General features: G+C 46.8%; 15 protein-coding genes. 9 read left to right on the forward strand and 6 right to left on the reverse strand.

Features of this window, described 5'->3' with window-relative positions; genetic code table 11:
* The first annotated feature begins 1 nt into the window (after nucleotide 1).
* Nucleotides 2-511, forward strand: coding sequence for a hypothetical protein (locus DOM22_RS13325; RefSeq protein WP_142700852.1), 510 nt, complete (start codon nucleotides 2-4; stop codon nucleotides 509-511).
* Here the strand turns inward: DOM22_RS13325 and DOM22_RS13330 are convergent.
* On the reverse strand, nucleotides 508-2,007 hold the full coding sequence (locus DOM22_RS13330; RefSeq protein WP_246845639.1) for an NAD(P)/FAD-dependent oxidoreductase: 1,500 nt from the start codon (nucleotides 2,005-2,007) through the stop codon (nucleotides 508-510). The two genes, DOM22_RS13325 and DOM22_RS13330, sit on opposite strands and share 4 nt — an antisense overlap.
* 31 nt (nucleotides 2,008-2,038) lie before the next feature.
* Between DOM22_RS13330 and DOM22_RS13335 the strand changes: the two genes are divergently transcribed.
* From DOM22_RS13335 to mgtE, 4 genes are all read left to right on the forward strand, one after another.
* Nucleotides 2,039-2,665, forward strand: a complete 627-nt coding sequence (locus tag DOM22_RS13335) for a 2OG-Fe(II) oxygenase (protein WP_142700854.1) — start codon at nucleotides 2,039-2,041, stop codon at nucleotides 2,663-2,665.
* On the forward strand, nucleotides 2,662-4,449 hold the full coding sequence (locus DOM22_RS13340) for an ABC transporter ATP-binding protein (protein WP_142700855.1): 1,788 nt from the start codon (nucleotides 2,662-2,664) through the stop codon (nucleotides 4,447-4,449). Before DOM22_RS13335 ends, DOM22_RS13340 begins: the two co-directional genes overlap by 4 nt.
* Complete coding sequence (locus DOM22_RS13345) at nucleotides 4,442-6,319, forward strand: ABC transporter ATP-binding protein (protein ID WP_246845640.1); 1,878 nt, start codon at nucleotides 4,442-4,444, stop codon at nucleotides 6,317-6,319. The genes DOM22_RS13340 and DOM22_RS13345 overlap by 8 nt, the downstream gene beginning before the upstream one ends.
* Before the next feature lie 98 nt (nucleotides 6,320-6,417).
* Complete coding sequence (gene mgtE, locus DOM22_RS13350; RefSeq protein WP_142700856.1) at nucleotides 6,418-7,755, forward strand: magnesium transporter; 1,338 nt, start codon at nucleotides 6,418-6,420, stop codon at nucleotides 7,753-7,755.
* Between the two features lie 77 nt (nucleotides 7,756-7,832).
* On the opposite strand, the gene DOM22_RS13355 is transcribed toward mgtE, so the two are convergent.
* The 3 genes from DOM22_RS13355 to DOM22_RS13365 all read right to left on the reverse strand — a co-directional run bounded on the left by DOM22_RS13355 (nucleotide 7,833) and on the right by DOM22_RS13365 (nucleotide 11,697).
* A complete protein-coding gene (locus DOM22_RS13355; protein ID WP_142700857.1) occupies nucleotides 7,833-8,738 on the reverse strand; it encodes a hypothetical protein in 906 nt (301 codons plus the stop codon).
* Between the two features lie 161 nt (nucleotides 8,739-8,899).
* Nucleotides 8,900-9,679, reverse strand: a complete 780-nt coding sequence (locus tag DOM22_RS13360; RefSeq protein ID WP_142700858.1) for an SDR family oxidoreductase — start codon at nucleotides 9,677-9,679, stop codon at nucleotides 8,900-8,902.
* Nucleotides 9,680-9,792: 113 nt separating this feature from the next.
* Entirely contained in the window at nucleotides 9,793-11,697 is a 1,905-nt protein-coding gene (locus tag DOM22_RS13365) for a S8 family serine peptidase (protein WP_142700859.1), read from the reverse strand.
* A 176-nt stretch (nucleotides 11,698-11,873) separates the two neighbouring features.
* Between DOM22_RS13365 and DOM22_RS13370 the strand changes: the two genes are divergently transcribed.
* Nucleotides 11,874-12,482: a DUF502 domain-containing protein gene (locus DOM22_RS13370; protein ID WP_142700860.1), complete on the forward strand. Its 609-nt coding sequence runs from the start codon at nucleotides 11,874-11,876 to the stop codon at nucleotides 12,480-12,482.
* Nucleotides 12,479-13,888: a hypothetical protein gene (locus DOM22_RS13375; RefSeq protein WP_142700861.1), complete on the forward strand. Its 1,410-nt coding sequence runs from the start codon at nucleotides 12,479-12,481 to the stop codon at nucleotides 13,886-13,888. The genes DOM22_RS13370 and DOM22_RS13375 overlap by 4 nt, the downstream gene beginning before the upstream one ends.
* A 681-nt stretch (nucleotides 13,889-14,569) precedes the next feature.
* Here DOM22_RS13375 and DOM22_RS13380 read toward each other — a convergent pair.
* Nucleotides 14,570-14,941: a MarR family winged helix-turn-helix transcriptional regulator gene (locus tag DOM22_RS13380; RefSeq protein WP_210415628.1), complete on the reverse strand. Its 372-nt coding sequence runs from the start codon at nucleotides 14,939-14,941 to the stop codon at nucleotides 14,570-14,572.
* 179 nt (nucleotides 14,942-15,120) lie between these two features.
* Here DOM22_RS13380 and DOM22_RS13385 point away from each other — a divergent pair, with 179 nt between their 5' ends.
* Nucleotides 15,121-15,645: a biotin transporter BioY gene (locus tag DOM22_RS13385; RefSeq protein ID WP_142700863.1), complete on the forward strand. Its 525-nt coding sequence runs from the start codon at nucleotides 15,121-15,123 to the stop codon at nucleotides 15,643-15,645.
* Nucleotides 15,646-15,749: 104 nt separating this feature from the next.
* Entirely contained in the window at nucleotides 15,750-16,094 is a 345-nt protein-coding gene (locus tag DOM22_RS13390; RefSeq protein WP_142700864.1) for a hypothetical protein, read from the forward strand.
* 133 nt (nucleotides 16,095-16,227) lie between these two features.
* On the opposite strand, the gene DOM22_RS13395 is transcribed toward DOM22_RS13390, so the two are convergent.
* Nucleotides 16,228-16,791, reverse strand: a complete 564-nt coding sequence (locus DOM22_RS13395; protein WP_142700865.1) for a HEAT repeat domain-containing protein — start codon at nucleotides 16,789-16,791, stop codon at nucleotides 16,228-16,230.
* Between the last annotated feature and the right edge of the window lie 190 nt (nucleotides 16,792-16,981).

The raw sequence follows: 16,981 nt of genomic DNA on the forward strand, positions 1-16,981 counted from the left end.
TATGAAATCATTTAAACTTGTCATCATCAATGCTCTGACTTTGTTAGTTGGCTTGGGAATTATGACTGGTTCTTTTTCCTCGAAGTCTGCTAAAGCAGCAAAGTTGGAATCAGTTCCTTCTATTCAAGTGAACAAGCTTGGAAACTATAAAGGACAATACCTGACAGTACTTTACGCTGTCGGCTCCCGTCCGTTTATTTCCACAGACGCTTCTCAACTGAATATCTCTCAAGTGAAAGAATCCCGCACAGTTTACATCACAGGTGACACGGTGACGTTGCCACAGGTTCAAGTTGAAAAAGAAGGCTTCCGTCCTTCATACAACATTGTGGTGTTTGTGGTTTCTCCACAGCAAAATTATTCTTGGGTGAATGCCGATGGCTCATCTCCACAAGGGATGCCCGCTACCAGCAACCGCCTATCAAACAAATTCAATGCTGTGAACAAATCTGACGTTGATAGCTTTGTCGCTTCTAAAGGCGAACAAGCCGTGATGCCGGTAAATCTTTAAATAGAGATTGAATTGGCCGCTTGAATTCCAGTCTCGAGGGCACCGTTCAAGGTGCCCGGGAATTTCAAGCTTGTATGCTCTCCTGCAAATTGGAAACGCCCCCCGTATTCGGGCTCCCCAGCAGCTCCCCTAAACTTCATGTACTGACCTTTTTTATAGACCGCCATGGAGCCACCGGCCCAAGGGCGCTGCTTCCAGTTCACCATCTGATGGTTCGCCGGCGCTTGCGGCAATTCTTTATAGAACAATTCCAGATCAAACACCGCTTCTTGCTCCGCCCCGGCACCAGCATTGGCGCCGGATTTACCTGCACGCGAATAAGTCATTAAGGCCTTCGTGCCTTTTTGCTCGCGACTGCTGTCCCAGAACTTCTGCGACAAGAAATCACCGGTGAAGTTTCCAAGATTCGCCGCCAAGCCGTTTTTCTTATTCCAGAATGGGGAATTGAAACCCAACACACCTTTGCTGTGAGTGGCGTAAGTCAGATTCGTCAGAGCCTCTTTTTTCACTTCAGAAAAATGCAGTGAATCGATATTGTTCACTTCACGCAACTTTGAAAACGGCAGTGTGCAGATAATGTTGCGAGTTTTATATTGCTCACGACCCTTTGGAGTTTGGAAATTCAAAGTAAAGAGACCTTCTTTTTCAGAAATTTCCACCAGAGCGTGATTCATCTTTAAGCTGTAGTCAGGAATCACTCCCGCCACTCGGGACGCCAAAGTCTGCATCAGGTTTGTAAGCCCGCCTTCCATGCGATAGGTGTTTCTGCCGGCAAGCAAGCTGCTGCCTTCAGAATCTAGGGTGCTTAGGAAATGCAGTGAGGATTGTTCCGAGGCATCCACTCCAAAGCGCGACACCGCCTGGCTTTCGATCAATTCCAAAACCAGAGGGTCGACTTCACCCTTCCACGAATTCAAAAGATCTGCCAACGAAAGAGTGTCGTAATAAGTGGAACGGTCGTATACCAAAGAATTGCGATACGTGAGAATCGCTTCCTGATCTCTGAAAAGATCCGAGCGCACGCGGCGCAAAGGTGTCGCCAGAGTCTTAAATTTCGGGGCGAGATCTTGCACGCGATAGTTTTTCCCATTGAAGCGGAAATAGTGGGCTTCAAAGCCTTTGCGCGATTTTAATTCGACCGGATTAAGACTGAATTCTTTAGCCAGAGCGAAAACCGTGCGGTGGGACTCTTCGAAAAACTCTGCTCCCAACTCGGCCACCGGCTCTTCACCTGAAAACACAGAGACCGTCTGCACACGTCCACCAATACGCGAAGACGCTTCGAATAGGCGAAAAGGAACTTTATTCTTTTTCAGGGTGTGAGCGGCCGCTAAACCCGCAGCACCCGCCCCAAGAATGATGACTTCACCTTCTAGATTTCGTTTGTCACCCGTAAAAAGTCGATCGAGACCTGCGCAGCCCCCCAAAGCAAGAGAGGTTGAACTCAGTGCAGAAATTTTTAAAAACTCGCGACGACTTAAAGAACTTTTTGCCATCAATCCCTCACCTGCATAGAATGGCAACACTTTGGAACAGAAGCAAATCAATCTCTCAGCATTAAGACAATCCTTCGAGAAATTGGCGGAAAATAACTGGGCTCTCGCAGCAGACGTCTTTGCTCCTGATTTTTGCGCAAAACTCGCCCAAGAGTGTCAAAAGCTTTACTCTGAAGGTGAACTCAAAAAGGCCTCCATTGGTCCCACGGGGAACAAGCTGACAGCTGCGGAAATTCGTGGCGATTTTACCCTGTGGTTGGATGAGGGAAACTCCTCACTCCAAAAAGAATTCCTGAAATGCCTGGATATAATCCGCGAGGAATTGAATCAGTTTTTCTTTATGGGTTTAAAACGTGTGGAAAGTCATTTTGCTTTTTATCCACCTGAAGCTGGTTACGATAAACATATCGACAATCCCCGCGGAGCGAGTCATCGTAAAATCACTTTCGTGCTGTATCTTAATGAGTCCTGGCAAAAAGACCACGGTGGCGAATTGAGCCTGTATAATCCAGAGAAGCCTGATGAGTTGTTGGCTCGCGTAGAGCCCCACTTGGGCCAATTGATATTTTTTCGAAGCGAACTTTTCCCTCACCAAGTGGAAAAGAGCTTCAATCCCCGCCTGAGTTTAACTGGGTGGTTTAGGGACGATGCATTATGAGATCTTTGTTTTCGGAAGTAGTCTTCACCCGCCTTCATGCCCGATTTATTATTCTGGGTTGTTCATTATTGGCGGCACTGTTTGGCATCTTGGGTCCGTTCTTCCAAAAAGAATTCATCGATCAACTGACGCACACTCCATCAAAGCTTCATCTGTTTCAAGTAAGCTCGCCGTTGTGGTTTATCCTGGGAGCTTTTTTGTGTGTTCTTTCTTCCCAAGCGTTCAGTCAGCTGACGAATTACTTAAGCTCTAAAGAAGCTTTGTTCATGCAAAGGATCTTTGCGGAACGCCTATATTCCAAAACTTTAAATCTGCGAGTCGATACGATGAGCCACCGCCCCGTGGGCGAGATCGTGTCCCTGTATGCAACGGACGTGCAAGGTGCCACCGTGTTTTTGGATCAAACGTTACCGGCAGGGGCATCCACATTGTTTCCGCTGATCCTGTCACCCTTTGCGATTTCTATTCTATTTGATATCCCCTTATGGCCGACGATCTGGGTGATGATTGGGATCACTTGCCTGAATTCCTTTATGGCGTTTCGTCAGTCTCGATTCTTTTTCCGCTTTAAACAATTGGCAGCGGAACGCATTGGTTTGGTAAATGAGTGGATTCAAAACATTCGCACCATTCGCATCCTGGGTTGGATTCGCCATTTCGAAGACGGCATTTTTGCCAAACGTGAAGTGGAAACACGCAACCGCGTGATGATGGTGACAAACGGGCAGATCATGAATGCCATTTCGTCTTCAGTGACTTTTATTTTGAATGTGGTGACGTTGGGTTCTTTGGTTCTTTATACCAAGCAAACATTGACCAGTGGCGAGCTTTTGGCGCTGTTGTGGATTGTTGCCATCTTTTTGACTCGTCCGTTCCGCCAGATGCCGTGGTTCTTTACCTTCGCGTTTGATTCTTGGACTTCTTTAAAACGCCTGGAAGAATTCTTTTCCACAAAAAACAATCAGACCGATGGCACTGACATCGAAACAGCAGAACAAGCGGCTCTGGATGAAAAGTACGCTTTGCAAGTAAGGGGCCTGAATCTTCGCATCGGCAGCCGCCATATTCTTAAAAATATGACTTTTGATATCAAAGAGGGCGAATTTGTTGCGGTAGTTGGCGAAGTCGGTTCTGGCAAGTCGATGTTACTTTTGTCTTTGCTGCGTGAAACCGGAGCCCGCTTCCAAAGCTACCGCATTGGAGCGATGGACGCCCTGAAAGAGAAAAACAATTCCGTGCGCAGTAACTTTGCTTACGTTCCGCAAGAGGGCTTTATCATGAGTGCCACGTTGCGTGAAAACGTGGCCTTCCTTTACGATATTGATCCTGAGCGCGACTCCTTGGTTGAAGAGTCTTTGAAGCTTGCACAGTTTGAACTGAACACCGAGCGTGTAGAAAAGGGACTCAGCACCGAAATCGGTGAACGTGGCGTGAACCTGTCTGGCGGTCAACGCCAACGCGTCAGTTTGGCGCGCGTTCACTATCACGATGCTCCGATTTTACTTTTGGATGACTGCTTAAGTGCTGTCGATGTCGATACGGAACAAAAGCTATTCGATACACTTTTGATGGGCGCTTGGGAAAATCGCACGCGGATCCTGGTCACTCACCGCCTGTCCGCTTTGAACCGTGTGGATCGAATCTTATTCTTGGAAGAAGGGCGAATTATCGACCAGGGTACTTTCGAGGAGCTTTTAGCTCATAACGAAAAGTTCAGAGAGTACACAACATCTGTTGCCAAAGAAGCTACCACTCAAAAAGAGGGCGAGGTAACTCGTGACTAATCGCAATCAGCGCACTCAAGTGATCAAACCCAAATATCTGTCCGATGGCGAAGTTCGCAAAGAAGGTGGTTATAACAAAACCATTTATGAAACTTTGCTGTTTGCTTACAAGCCATTCCTTGCTCGCATCGCCGCTTGTATCGCTTTAGGCATTATTGGCCGTGGCTTGTTATTAGCAAACACCAATGTCATCGGTTATTGGGTGGACAGCCTGGTTGGCAAGCACTCCCCACTTGAGTCGCTTTCCTCAGTGCAAATCATTGCCCTGCTTTTTGTGATGGCGATTTGTGGATTTTTTATGACTTTGGTATTCCGCGTGGGTTTTTCGCGCCTGTCAGCTCAAGCCATTTCCAGTTTTTACGATGAAGTAACTTTACGCACTTCGCGTTTACCGATGGGATTTTTTGATAGCACTCCTGCCGGCCGAATCATCACACGCTTTTCCAGCGATTATGGCAACGTCTTTCGCCTGTTCGGTGGCCCCCTGGCCGAGTTCCTAAGCATCATCTTTGATTTGATCATGATGACCATTCTGATCACTGTCGCAAACCCGGTGTTTCTGATTCTGGTGGCCTTTATCGGTGTTTTGAATTTCTTTGTTTACAAACTAAACCAGGAAAGACTGCGCAAAGCCCGCCGTGAACTATCGGCGAGCCGCTCTCCAAGTATTGCGCACTTTGCAGAGACAACTCAAGGAGCCAGCACGATTCGCTCCTTCCGTCGTCAGGAATCATTTAGCGAACGATTTGAAAGCTTAGATCGCTATTTCCTAAGCCAAAAACTTTTCACGACGAAACAGCTGATCAGCTTCTCTTTCCAAATGAACAGCATGACAGCCGTTTTACTTTTGATCACCGGCGTGTCCTCTTATTTCATGATTGAAAAAGGCTGGGCCAGTGTGGGTTCCGTCGGGGTTGCTTTCACATTTATCTCTTTGTCAGGGAATACTGTGCAAATGTTCTTCGAGTGGTTGACTCAATTCGAAGAGGCCATGATTGGTGTTGAACGCTTGGATCAGTACATGCGCATGGATATCGAAAAAGGCAATCACCTGCCATCGACAGCGAAATTTGCAACGGGTCATCCGGTTTATGCTCCAGAAACTGAAAAATACCTTTCGCACCGTCGCCTGACTGACGATCGCTGTGCTTCGGTGGAAGTTAAAAACCTGTCCTTCCGTTACCGCGAAGATCTGCCCTGGGTTCTAAAAAATTTGAATTTTGAAGTGAAGGCCGGAGAGCGTTTGGGTATCGTGGGTCGCACAGGTTCGGGGAAATCCAGTTTGATCCAAGCTCTTTTCCATTTATACCCGATTGATCAGGGCCAAATCACCATCAACCACCATGCTCCGAAAATCAAAGACACGGATCAGGGAATGGATTTGAATTTGTATCGCCAATCCATGGCCTTTATTTCCCAGGAGCCCATTTTGTTCCAAGGGACCTTGCGCTTTAACTTGGATATCGAAGGCAACCACAAGGACGAAGCTCTGTTTGAAGTCCTGCAAAAAGTTGGTTTATTGGAATGGGTCCAGGGGCAGGTCCAGGGCCTTGAAATGAGAATTGAAGAGCGCGGTAAGAATTTATCCTTGGGCGAGCGCCAGCTTTTATGTATGGCTCGCTGCCTTTTACAGCAATCCCCGATTGTGATTATGGATGAGGCCACCAGCTCTGTGGATCCGCAGTCTGAAGAGATTCTGGTCCGTGCCACTGAAGAATTCTTTGCTGACCGTACACAGATCATCATCGCTCACCGTTTATCGACCCTGGCAAAGTGTGATAGGATTTTATGGTTACAGAATGGGGAAATTGTAGAGATGGGACACACGGAGGAGATTTTGCCTCGGTTTAAAAAAACAGAATTGGTATAAATAAATCTTCTCCCCCCTCAATTTAAAGTTTGCCGCGTCCGATTAAAAGAGGTACTCCTCGAGACACGACAAAAACTCTGCACGACGATGAGGTGGGCATGGATAACAACCAATCCCTCGACGAAACACTAGACGAAAACTCCGTGATCAGTTTGACGGATCAGTGGTCTTCATTGACCCCTGATGAGCGTCGTGAAAAGTTCAAAGAGCTGCCCCGCACCGATGCCGAGGAGCTCTTCCTCAATCTACCGACTCATGACCAGGCCGAACTTATTTCTGAAGCGTCTCACCTTGAGAAACGCTCTTGGGTGCGCTTACTTGCCCCCGATGACGTGGCCGATTTAATTCAGGAAATGGGTCCAGAGCACAAGGACGACTTGTTGTCGTTGTTAGATCCACAAACGAAACGTGAAGTGATTGCCCTGCTGGCTTATGCCGAAGATGCAGCCGGGGGTTTGATGAGCACCCGTTTCGTGCGTCTGCGAGCCGAGATGACCGTGGACGAAGCGATCAGCTATTTACGTATTCAAGCCAAAACTCACGTCGAGTCGATCTATTACGCTTACGTTTTGGATTCCGAACAGCACCTGGCTGGAGTGATCTCTTTCCGTGAGATTTTTTCTGCAGCTGCGGGTACAAGGATTTCTGAAATCATGCAAACCGAGGTTCTGAAGGTCCCACCAGACATGGACCAAGAGGAAATCGGTCGTATCTTTTCGCAACATGATTTGATGGCCCTCCCCGTTGTTGATGAACACAACGTGATGAAGGGTATCGTCACATTCGACGACGTGGCGACAGCAGTCCAAGAAGAAACCACAGAAGACATCCACAAACTGGGTGGGGTGGAATCCTTGGATGCTCCCTATATGAAAATCTCCATGTTCGACATGATTAAAAAACGTGCGGGCTGGTTGTTGGTGCTTTTCTTGGGTGAGATGTTCACAGCAACAGCCATGGGGTATTTCCAAACGGAAATCGAGCGCGCCGTTGTGCTGGCTCTGTTCATTCCATTGATTATCAGCTCGGGTGGTAACTCAGGCTCTCAAGCATCGACTTTGATTATTCGTGCGATGGCCTTGGGCGAAGTTCGTATCCGTGATTGGTGGCGCGTTCTGGGCCGCGAGTTGATGGCGGGCCTGGCACTGGGTGTGACTTTGGGATTGGTCGGCCTTTGCCGTATCCTAATCTGGCCTACCCGTGAAGCCTTGTACGGTCCGCACTATGTTCTAGTAGCAGTCACTGTGATGCTGAGCTTGATTGGTATTGTACTGTGGGGAACGATTTCTGGATCAATGCTTCCGTTTTTGCTTAAAAAGATTGGCTTTGACCCGGCTTCCGCTTCTGCCCCTGCCGTTGCCACGTTGGTAGATGTAACCGGCCTGATTATATACTTCTCGGTGGCTTCTGTTGTATTGCACGGGGTTTTGCTCTAACTTAATTTCATAATTATAAAAAGAAAAAGGCGTCTTGTTTCCAAGACGCCTTTTTTATTTTAAATTTATAGATGCAATTATTCTTTATCAGAGTCCGCTTCCGAATCGCTATCAGCAGCGACTTTCGCGCCCGATTTCATTTGCGCTTCTTCGTTCTTGTCATGGATGCGTTGCAATTTTTCGGCAGAAGTATCTTTTGATTTTGCAGCATCTTCCACCGCCGAGATCACGTTACCACCTTGGCTTGTTAGCATCAAAGTGCCATCACCAGTGACATCTTTGATCACATTCATATTAAGGATCGGAGCATCTACAACTTCACCCGCTGTATCCACACCCATTGTACCAATACGGTTTTGACCTTTTAGAACCAGGCTGTTAGCAGCGACGTCTACTGCGCCAGCAGCCACCATGTTCACAAGGTTCACGCTATCTAAGATAAGTTTATCGGCTTTGATTGCAGCACTGATCGTTCTAAGACCTACGTTACCGCAGATAAAAACAACTTTCGCGGTCATTCTTACGGAAGTGGCGTCTTTAACGTCGCCCAACTCTTTTGCTGTCAAACCGTTCGTATACGTTTTATCGATTTGGTCTTCAGAGCAACCCACATTCAAGTATGTTGATTCAGTTTCAGCTTTTTCAACGTCAGTATCTTTTTGATTTTGATTTTGGCTCAAGCTGTCTTGTGGTTTTGCTGTGACTTCAGCAACTTTACCGTCCAAAGCCTTACCACCCATTAAATTCAAAGAGATACCTGATTTAAGAGTCTTCCCGCCTTTTTCAGCATCGTCGACGACAAGGACACCCATGATATTGACTTTGCCGGGTTGGCCACCTGGAAGAACTTTTGAAGAAACCTCGCCCGTAGGAGCGCCATCGTTATTCGCATGGAGAGCTACTTTACTTGCTTTATCATCTTTAACCGCGCAAGCAGCAAGACACATCAAAACAGCAGTTGCCAAGAGTTTAGAAATCTTCATGAATGGCCTCCTTAACAAGGCGAAATAATACTTCCACCCCTTATTCAGCAAGATCCACTCCAGGCGGTTCAGCGACTCAGCTGGAACTGTTTTGATTTGAGAAAAAAGAACGACCCTCTAACGTCACCCGGTGACATTTATGGGCGCCAATTTTAGAAGACCTACAAAGAAGGCGTTCGGCCGCCATCGATCGGTAAATTGATACCATTAATATAAGATGCCGCCGGACTGACTAAAAAGGCAATCCCTTCGGCCGCTTCCACCGGGTCACCGATACGCCCCGCAGGAATCGTCTTAATCCATTGTTCTTCGATTTCATCAACGGAATTTCCTGATTTCTGAGCCGCAGCTCCCATCAACGATTCAATACGTCCTGTGCGAATATAGCCCGGCAGCATATTGTTAACCGTGATGCCGTAAGGCCCCAACTCCCCCGCCAAAGTTTTTGACCAATTCGCCATAGCTCCACGAATGGTGTTAGAAACTCCCAAACCCGGGATCGGATTTTTAACAGAGGTCGAAATGATATTCACGATTCTTCCGTATTGAGCGGTGCGCATGGCTGGCACCACCGTCTGCACCATCAAGTGCGCGGCTTTAAGATGGGCCTTGATCGGCGCTTCAAATTCTTCGATGGAGGCTTCCAGCAGCGGACCGCCTTTAGGACCGCCGGAATTGTTAATCAGAATCTGCACGTTTTCTTTGGCGATTTCGGGAAGGGTCTTTTTAAGAGCTTCGGTATCGGCAAGATCGAGCACATAGTATTTATGCCCAGCCCCACCCTTGAGGGATTTCATCAGATCTTTTAATTTGTCTTCGTTACGCGCCAATGCGATCACTCGCGCCCCACGCTCTGCCAGAAGTTTGGCAGTGGCTTCGCCGATTCCTTGTGAAGCTCCACACACGATGGCTGTTTTACCCTGTAGATCCCATGAACTCATACCCACCTCCACGTCGAAATCATTTCAACAAGGATTCAAGTCATCGGCAAAGCAAAAAAAGAGGCGCTTTATTCAAGCGCCTCTTTGGTGGTTACTCTTTTATTCAACAGGGATTATGATTTCACAAGATTAGCAGTCCATTGTTGAATCATAGCCAAAGTTCCCTGCTTCGCATTGGCGAATTGGACACCGTATGCTTGATTTGCTTCGCTCCACACGACTTGACCCTGAACCTCGATGACCTCGTTGCCATCTGGGCTTTGGATACGCATCGTAATGATGCCGCCTTTTTCCAGAGCCTGATCGGTGTTGAATGACAGACCACCTTGAGAGATGGAGTTCATTGAACCAACCAGCTCGCGATCGCCGACCATTACTTTGATCGATGATTGCATTTTGAAGCGCTCGTAGCGACGTTTGTTTTTCGGATCGTTTGCCATCGCACGCTGGCGAAGGACGAACCACACCGCCATCGGAAGCATCATCAAACCAAAGACCACACCGGCAGTTGGATTTGCGCCGCCTGCACCTGGGCCGCCATTAATAGCTGTCGTCACCAAACCACAACCTGTCGCGCCACCTGCTGACTCAGCTGATGCCGGATAACGACTTGCAGAGTACACGTAGCTTGGTTGAGAAGCTGTCTCCCCGTGACTTGCTTGAACCGCCGTAATCAACTTCGCAGAGTCAATACGACCACTTGTTGAAACGTAGTTTGCAAGACCTGCAATCACGTCAACATTGGCAAAAAGTTTTTGCTTAATCTGGTAACCCGTCAATTGCGGTTCTTCACGAAGCGCCAACGCTGCTACACCGGCAACAAACGGAGATGCCATAGAGGTACCAGACATATAGTTATAACCGCCACCTGGAACGGTACTTAGGATACTTTCACCCGGGCTTGCAATATGAACTGTGTTTTTACCATAGTTCGAGAATGAAGAGCGAGTATCAGAAGAACCCACGGATGCAACCGAGATTACACTTGGAAGATCGTAGTTCGCTGGATACATCGGCACGCTGTCATTGTTACTGTTATAGTTACCTGCCGCATTGACGATCAAAATACCATTGTTATAAGCCGCCGTCAGAGAATCCAACAACGCTTTAGAGAAGTTTGATCCCCCCCAAGAGTTATTGATAACCTGCGCGCCGTTATTCACGGCATAGTCGATCGCTTTGATCGCTGTGGCCGTTGTCCCCGTCCCATCAGCAGCCAAAGACTTCACTGGCATAATCACGATTTTTGATTCAGGCAAAGGACGTTGGAAGATATTAAGACCTGCACCCACAACGATACCCGACACGTGAGTACCGTGGTTGTTGTCGTCATTTACGTTGGGAGAGTTCGAGACGAAGTTCCAACCATTGATATCATCGACGAAACCATTTCCGTCATCGTCATAACCTGGTGTTCCGTTAGCTTCAGCCGTATTCACCCACAAAGCGCCCGAACCACCCGTACCATCTGCTTTATACGCTTTAAATACCGGATGCGTGCGATCAAGACCGGAGTCGACAACCGCCACGATGACTTTATTACTATTAGTGGAAAGTGATGTTGAAATATTCCAGGCACTTGTCACGGCCGTGTTATTTACAACCGTATTTGAAAACTGTGAATAAGACGTCGAATTCGTAGAAACCCAATTGTTGGTTACCAACGTTTGCAAAGCATAACCTTGGGAAGCGTATTCGGAATAAGAAGTCTGACCAGCCGACCAAATATAGTTAGGCTCTACGTACTCAATATCTGGATCTTGCTTAAGATCTTCAACCTCTTGAGAAGCCGTCGCCAAAGAACGAACAGAAACGTGATACATACCTAAACGGCTGTAAGCACCTTTCATAGTGACTCTTTGCGCAAGTCTTGAACGAACGCCTTGTTGGTTTACACCCGTTGAACTGTTACGCACTTTCACGATGTATTCGCCCGGAACAACAGTCGACATCTGTGCGAATGCTGCTCCACTGAATGCTACGAACGAGGCAATGAAACCTAATATAATGCGTTTCACGGTTTCTCCTTAAGAAATTGACCCTTAACTATTCGGTAAATGGTCTAGGAAAGATGAGTAGAAATGCGCATTATTTAGAGGCCCATTTTGAGACAAGCGTAAGGCCTTGAAGCAACTGGCCTTCCCTGATATTAATTTTTTACCGATACAAAGAGAGACAAAAGGACCATCCAGCTATGAAACAGCTTCAGAAAATTTTCTTGCAAGGGCTCGTAACTTTCCTGCCCATCGCACTTACGATTTACATCATCTATGCTGGTGTCTCTATCGTGGATAGCATCCTCGGGGATGCCCTTCGCCAAGTGATGCCAGTGTATATTCCTGGCTTGGGTTTCTTACTGACGATCGTTTTGATCTTCTTTTTGGGCTTCCTTCTGAATAACCTTTTGGCTGCGGGTCTTTTTCACAAACTTGAACAAAAGATGACTCAGGTTCCCTTGTTCAAAGCCGTTTACAGTCCCCTGCGCGATTTGATGAATATGTTCTCAAAAAGCGGCGGTCCCGGTGGTGCTATGCAAACCGTGGTTTTGGTTGATATCGCTGAATCAGGTATCCGTGCCATGGGTTTGGTCACTCGCGAAAGCTTTTCTGACATTCCTGCGATCCAAGCTCAAGCCAATGACCACGTATCTGTGTATATTCCGATGAGTTATGGTTTGGGTGGTTTCACTCTTCTGGTGCCTCGTAACCGCATCACGCCAATCGACATCCCGATTGAACGAGCGATGAGCCTGGCTATTACGGGTTGGGTCAAAGCAGATAAGCACGAGGGAGACAAGTCATGAGCGATGCATCTTGCGCTACCACTGTCAGCAAAGCTCTTAAAATCAACAACGACCTGACTCGCTATGGGGCTTTTGCCGAGATTGGTGCGGGTCAAGAAGTGGCACGTCACTTTTTCCAAGCCGGTATGGCGTCGCAGACTATTGCGAAAACTATTTCTGCCTATGACATGATCGTCAGCGACGAAATCTATGGCCGTGAAGCCCATGGTCGCTATGTTTGTGAATCCCGTTTAGAAAAAATGCTCGATCACGAGTATAAACTTTTGATTGAACGTCTGAGTGGCCCGCGTGGCGGCAAAACTTGTTTCTTTTCTTTCGCCTCCACTGTGGCAACGGCCTCCGTTGGATCAAGCAAGCAATCCCATGGTTGGATTGGGGTTCGCTTTCAAGCGACTCCTGGCGGTCCCGCAAATGAAATCATCCTGCATGTGCGCATGCTGGATCGTCACCGCCTGCAACAACAAGAGTCTTTGGGCATCTTGGGTGTAAATCTGATTTTCAGTGCTTTCTATGATTTGGCTGACACCGAAAACTTCATTCCGCAATTGGTGGAAAACCTTAAAGAAGGCCAAGTTGTTATCGACGTGATTAAATTCCAAGGCCCGGCTGTTGCTCACTTTGACAACCGCCTGATGAACCTGGAACTGGTTCACCGTGGCTTGGCTGAAGCGATCATGTTCTCTCCTAAAAACGAGATACTGAATGTTTCAGATGCGATCTATGGCAAAGCCCTTCTTATTCAGCGTGGGACCTTCCGCCCGGTTACGACAACTCATATTGATGTGATCCAAAAAGGCATGGTGCAAATGCGTGCCGACGTCAAAGCGATGGAAGGCAAAGACATTGAGGTTCTGCCGATCATGGAAATGACGATGCACAATTTGATGACCGATGGAGATGTCGACGAGACCGACTTTCTGCAAAGAGTGGAAACGCTGACGAGCCTGGGTTTTCATGTGATGATTTCTAATTTCCGTTTATTCTATACGTTGAAAAGATTCATTCGTCGCTACAATCAAAACATGCTGGCTTTGATTATTGGTGCTTCTCACTTGGAAAAGCTTTTCCAGGAATCTCACTATCAAAATCTGGAAGGCGGCTTACTTGAAGGTTTAGGCAAACTGATGGAACAAAAGACCAAAGTTTACGTCTACCCTCACAAGACGGCACAAATGTGTATGACGACGAAAAGCTTCTTCCCGCCGAACAACCTACGCCACATCTATGCTTACTTCGTGGAAAGTAAGCAGATTGTGGACGTATCTGGTTGCGACGAAACAGCGGATTACCTGCATTCTGGCGACGTCATGAAAATGATGAGCTCCCAAGATTCCCGCTGGGAGCAGTTCGTTCCGGAAAAAGTAGTTACCGCGATTAAATCGCGAAAACTGTTCGGCTATAAATAATCTTAATAAATAGACACCCGGTTTTATTCGTCGTGAGAGATGGTTTATTTCGGGTGTTCGTTTGCGCGAGTTTACGTGCGCTTTAAAGAAGAGTGTCTAGTGCAGGTTTGCACTGAAAATATCTAGTGCAGATTTGCAAGACAAGATAGCAATACAGAGTTCTCTTTATCATTCAGATCCAAAGTCATCTTTGCTTTGATCATTTCTAGTAGCTTAACCATTAATCAGCGCCTCCTTTCATTGCACCAATATACGGTAAAACCACCCAATATCTCCAACGCATATTAAGAATCCGAATATGTACAAAACGCATACCCCCAAAGGTACGGACACACTTTCTCCCCTAAGCCTTACGTCGAGTTCACAGCAGGTTTTTTCGGGAGAAAGTGTGTCCGTACCTTTGGGATTCTCAGTGCGTTGTCGTTTAATTCTCAATGGGCTTTCATAAACGAGAATGACTTTCAAAATCTTGGATCTCTGCCGACAGGCTTTTTAAGCTATAACAGTTGGAGGTCCCCGTGAGCCTAGTGCAACTTATCTCTGGAACCGAATGCAAAATCTCTGTCATTACGATGGAAACGCTTAATCTTATCAATGGGCTCTTGTCCCAGTCTACTTCGCGCCAAGAAGTTTACCGCTTATGTTGCAAAGCTGGCATTTGTCCTGTCACCATTCTCCGCCCTAAAAGATAGTCGCCCCCGTATCGGCTAACTTTAAAATCATGGATGCGGCTTTTTGGCAGGCCGCTGATCCCAATTCTTTTTCAAAGTGATTTTGAATCTGATCGTAGACTTTTATTAACGTCAGCGCTTTCTTTTTACCTTCGGGTTTAAGTTCGATAAAAAACTTACGCGCATCCTTGGGATCTAAAACTCTCTTGACCCAGCCTTTGTATTCCAGGTGCGAGAGGATGTGACTCATATTTCCGCGGGAAGTTTTAAACTGTTCAGCCAGACTTGAAGGACTGAGATCAGAACGCCCTTCAAAAAAAAGTGCCGTCAGCACCAACCCCTGCAACAGGTTGACGTCTTCTTTCTTAAGTCTTTTGTTCATATAGGGGATTGTCGCCTCGTAGGCTGAATTAATGGCAAATACAGGGCTGTGCTCGAGGTACTTTGAAATCTTCATAGGACGATTTTAGTTTAACTATTCAACTATTGATAACAAAAACAGTGTTTTTCTGATTTTTTTAAAGACCACCTCCCTTTATTCTTTCAAAAAAAGGGAGGTCCATGACTGCCGAAAAATCATTTATTCCGTCACTCGTTCTTAAACTGGGCAATAAAATCAGCCATAATATTGCCGCCACTTTGATGGGGGCTTTGATCATTGCAGCGGTTGCGCAAATCAAAATCCCCCTGCCCTTCACTCCGGTGCCGATCACGGGACAAACGTTTGGTGTAGCTTTGATTTCACTGTTGTGGGGTAAAACTCGGGGGTTTTCTGCAGTGGTGATTTATCTAATCTTTGCGACGACAAGCATAAGCTTCGGCCCCACCAGTGGTTATTTGATCGGGATGTTGGTCGCATCCTATTTGATGGGCGATCTTTCCGATCGTGGATGGACCGGAAAATTTTGGAGCACTTGGCTGGCTGCTTTCTTTGGTAGTTGCGTGATCTTGTCTTGTGGAGTTTTGGTTCTGTCGCTGTATATGCCTCACGATACATTACTGTTGACGGGTGTTTTACCTTTCCTCCCCGGGGACTTCCTTAAAACTCTGCTGGCGTGCTTTATCGTCAGACAGGTCGCACGATGATTCACGTCAACAGTGCCAAAGTGACTCTTAAAATACTGGCACTCCCCTTGCTACGGTAAGTTTCACCTTCGCTGATGAAGGCAACTACCACAGGGGGATTTTTTATGATGATGAGAACAACTTTTGCCGCTTTTATTTCGCTAGCGACACTGTTTATAACAGCCCCCTCCCACGCACAGTCCCGCGGACCTGAAGACTTGCAACGACGGGTTTATCAATTGGAGTCGACGGTTTATCAACTTTCGCAGCGTCTGGAGCGCTTGGAATACGGGGCGCCCGATCAAGGCAGTCGATGGTGGATTTGCACAGTGAAAGATTCAACCTGGGGAACCGTCTATCAGAACAAAGCGGAATCACGCCTTCAAGCGGCCGCGAATGCGACCAATAACTGCATCAGAGCCTCCATGGCAGCAAACTGCAAAGCACAACCCGTTTGCGAGCGCCTTTAAAAAATCCTTCGAAAAAATTTATTACAAAACACAGCGCGAAACCGCAGCGGTTCCGCAAGGCAGCAATACGATAGCAAAGCAGATAAAAATCTAATGCGTTTCTGAGTAAAAGCGTAATTAGAACTAAATTCTGTCAAGATAGTTTCGATAATGCGATTCGTGCGCCATCCAAAACGGCTTTCCGATTTTCATGGACTAGAAGTTTTCTAAGTTTCGAAACTGAAACGATTATCTTTAATTCTCCGCACGCAATGGCAGCATGCTGACGTACATACCACTGTTCATCAGCCAAGGACTTTATGATCGCTTTACCAGAGGATTTATCTTTTATTTCTACTAATGCATCAAGTGCATTGACTCGAATTCCACCACTGGGATCAGTCAACAGACGTCGAATGGCAGGCCCCGCCGGTTTGTACTTCATCCGCCCTAAAGCACGAATTGCATGAAGTTTCACTGTCATACGTTCATCTTTTAGAGTTTTCACCAGAAGCGGTGCGGCCCTTTTATCACCAATTGCTCCCAAAGCCTGAAGACTCCATTTTCTCGCACGCGGGCGAGATAAGTCCGATGCCGTCTTAATTAAGATGCAGACGGCCGGCTTCCCAATTTTACTGAGTTTCAAAATCACTCGTTCTGCAACTTTGTCGCTCGAAGTATCTAAATCAGAAATTAGAGATTGAATAGTTTTTGTCATAAACAAAACATAGTGCGAGGGATTCGGTCTGACAAGAAACCAAAATGCTTTTAATCCTCCTTAGGGATCACAATCAACTGATTTGCCAACCAGGAAACACAAGAAAAGCGATGTTTGGAATCAGGGAATCGTTTTGATCTCAATGAAATATTTCAGAAAAAAATGAAGCTCTACCCTAACAAAAAACCAC

Origin of the sequence: Bdellovibrio sp. ZAP7 (assembly GCF_006874645.1) — a bacterium.
In the GTDB taxonomy this organism is placed as follows: Bacteria; Bdellovibrionota; Bdellovibrionia; order Bdellovibrionales; family Bdellovibrionaceae; genus Bdellovibrio.

Excerpts from the sequence above, each read along its gene's own strand:
- DOM22_RS13380 (WP_210415628.1), bottom strand. The coding sequence starts at position 14,941 with ATGAACAAAAGACTTAAGAAAGAAGACGTCAACCTGTTGCAGGGGTTG.
- DOM22_RS13370 (WP_142700860.1), top strand. The coding sequence starts at position 11,874 with ATGAAACAGCTTCAGAAAATTTTCTTGCAAGGGCTCGTAACTTTCCTG.
- DOM22_RS13360 (WP_142700858.1), bottom strand. The coding sequence starts at position 9,679 with ATGAGTTCATGGGATCTACAGGGTAAAACAGCCATCGTGTGTGGAGCT.
- DOM22_RS13355 (WP_142700857.1), bottom strand. The coding sequence starts at position 8,738 with ATGAAGATTTCTAAACTCTTGGCAACTGCTGTTTTGATGTGTCTTGCT.
- DOM22_RS13340 (WP_142700855.1), top strand. The coding sequence starts at position 2,662 with ATGAGATCTTTGTTTTCGGAAGTAGTCTTCACCCGCCTTCATGCCCGA.
- DOM22_RS13395 (WP_142700865.1), bottom strand. The coding sequence starts at position 16,791 with ATGACAAAAACTATTCAATCTCTAATTTCTGATTTAGATACTTCGAGC.
- DOM22_RS13385 (WP_142700863.1), top strand. The coding sequence starts at position 15,121 with ATGACTGCCGAAAAATCATTTATTCCGTCACTCGTTCTTAAACTGGGC.
- DOM22_RS13375 (WP_142700861.1), top strand. The coding sequence starts at position 12,479 with ATGAGCGATGCATCTTGCGCTACCACTGTCAGCAAAGCTCTTAAAATC.
- DOM22_RS13325 (WP_142700852.1), top strand. The coding sequence starts at position 2 with ATGAAATCATTTAAACTTGTCATCATCAATGCTCTGACTTTGTTAGTT.
- DOM22_RS13330 (WP_246845639.1), bottom strand. The coding sequence starts at position 2,007 with ATGGCAAAAAGTTCTTTAAGTCGTCGCGAGTTTTTAAAAATTTCTGCA.
- DOM22_RS13390 (WP_142700864.1), top strand. The coding sequence starts at position 15,750 with ATGATGATGAGAACAACTTTTGCCGCTTTTATTTCGCTAGCGACACTG.
- mgtE (WP_142700856.1), top strand. The coding sequence starts at position 6,418 with ATGGATAACAACCAATCCCTCGACGAAACACTAGACGAAAACTCCGTG.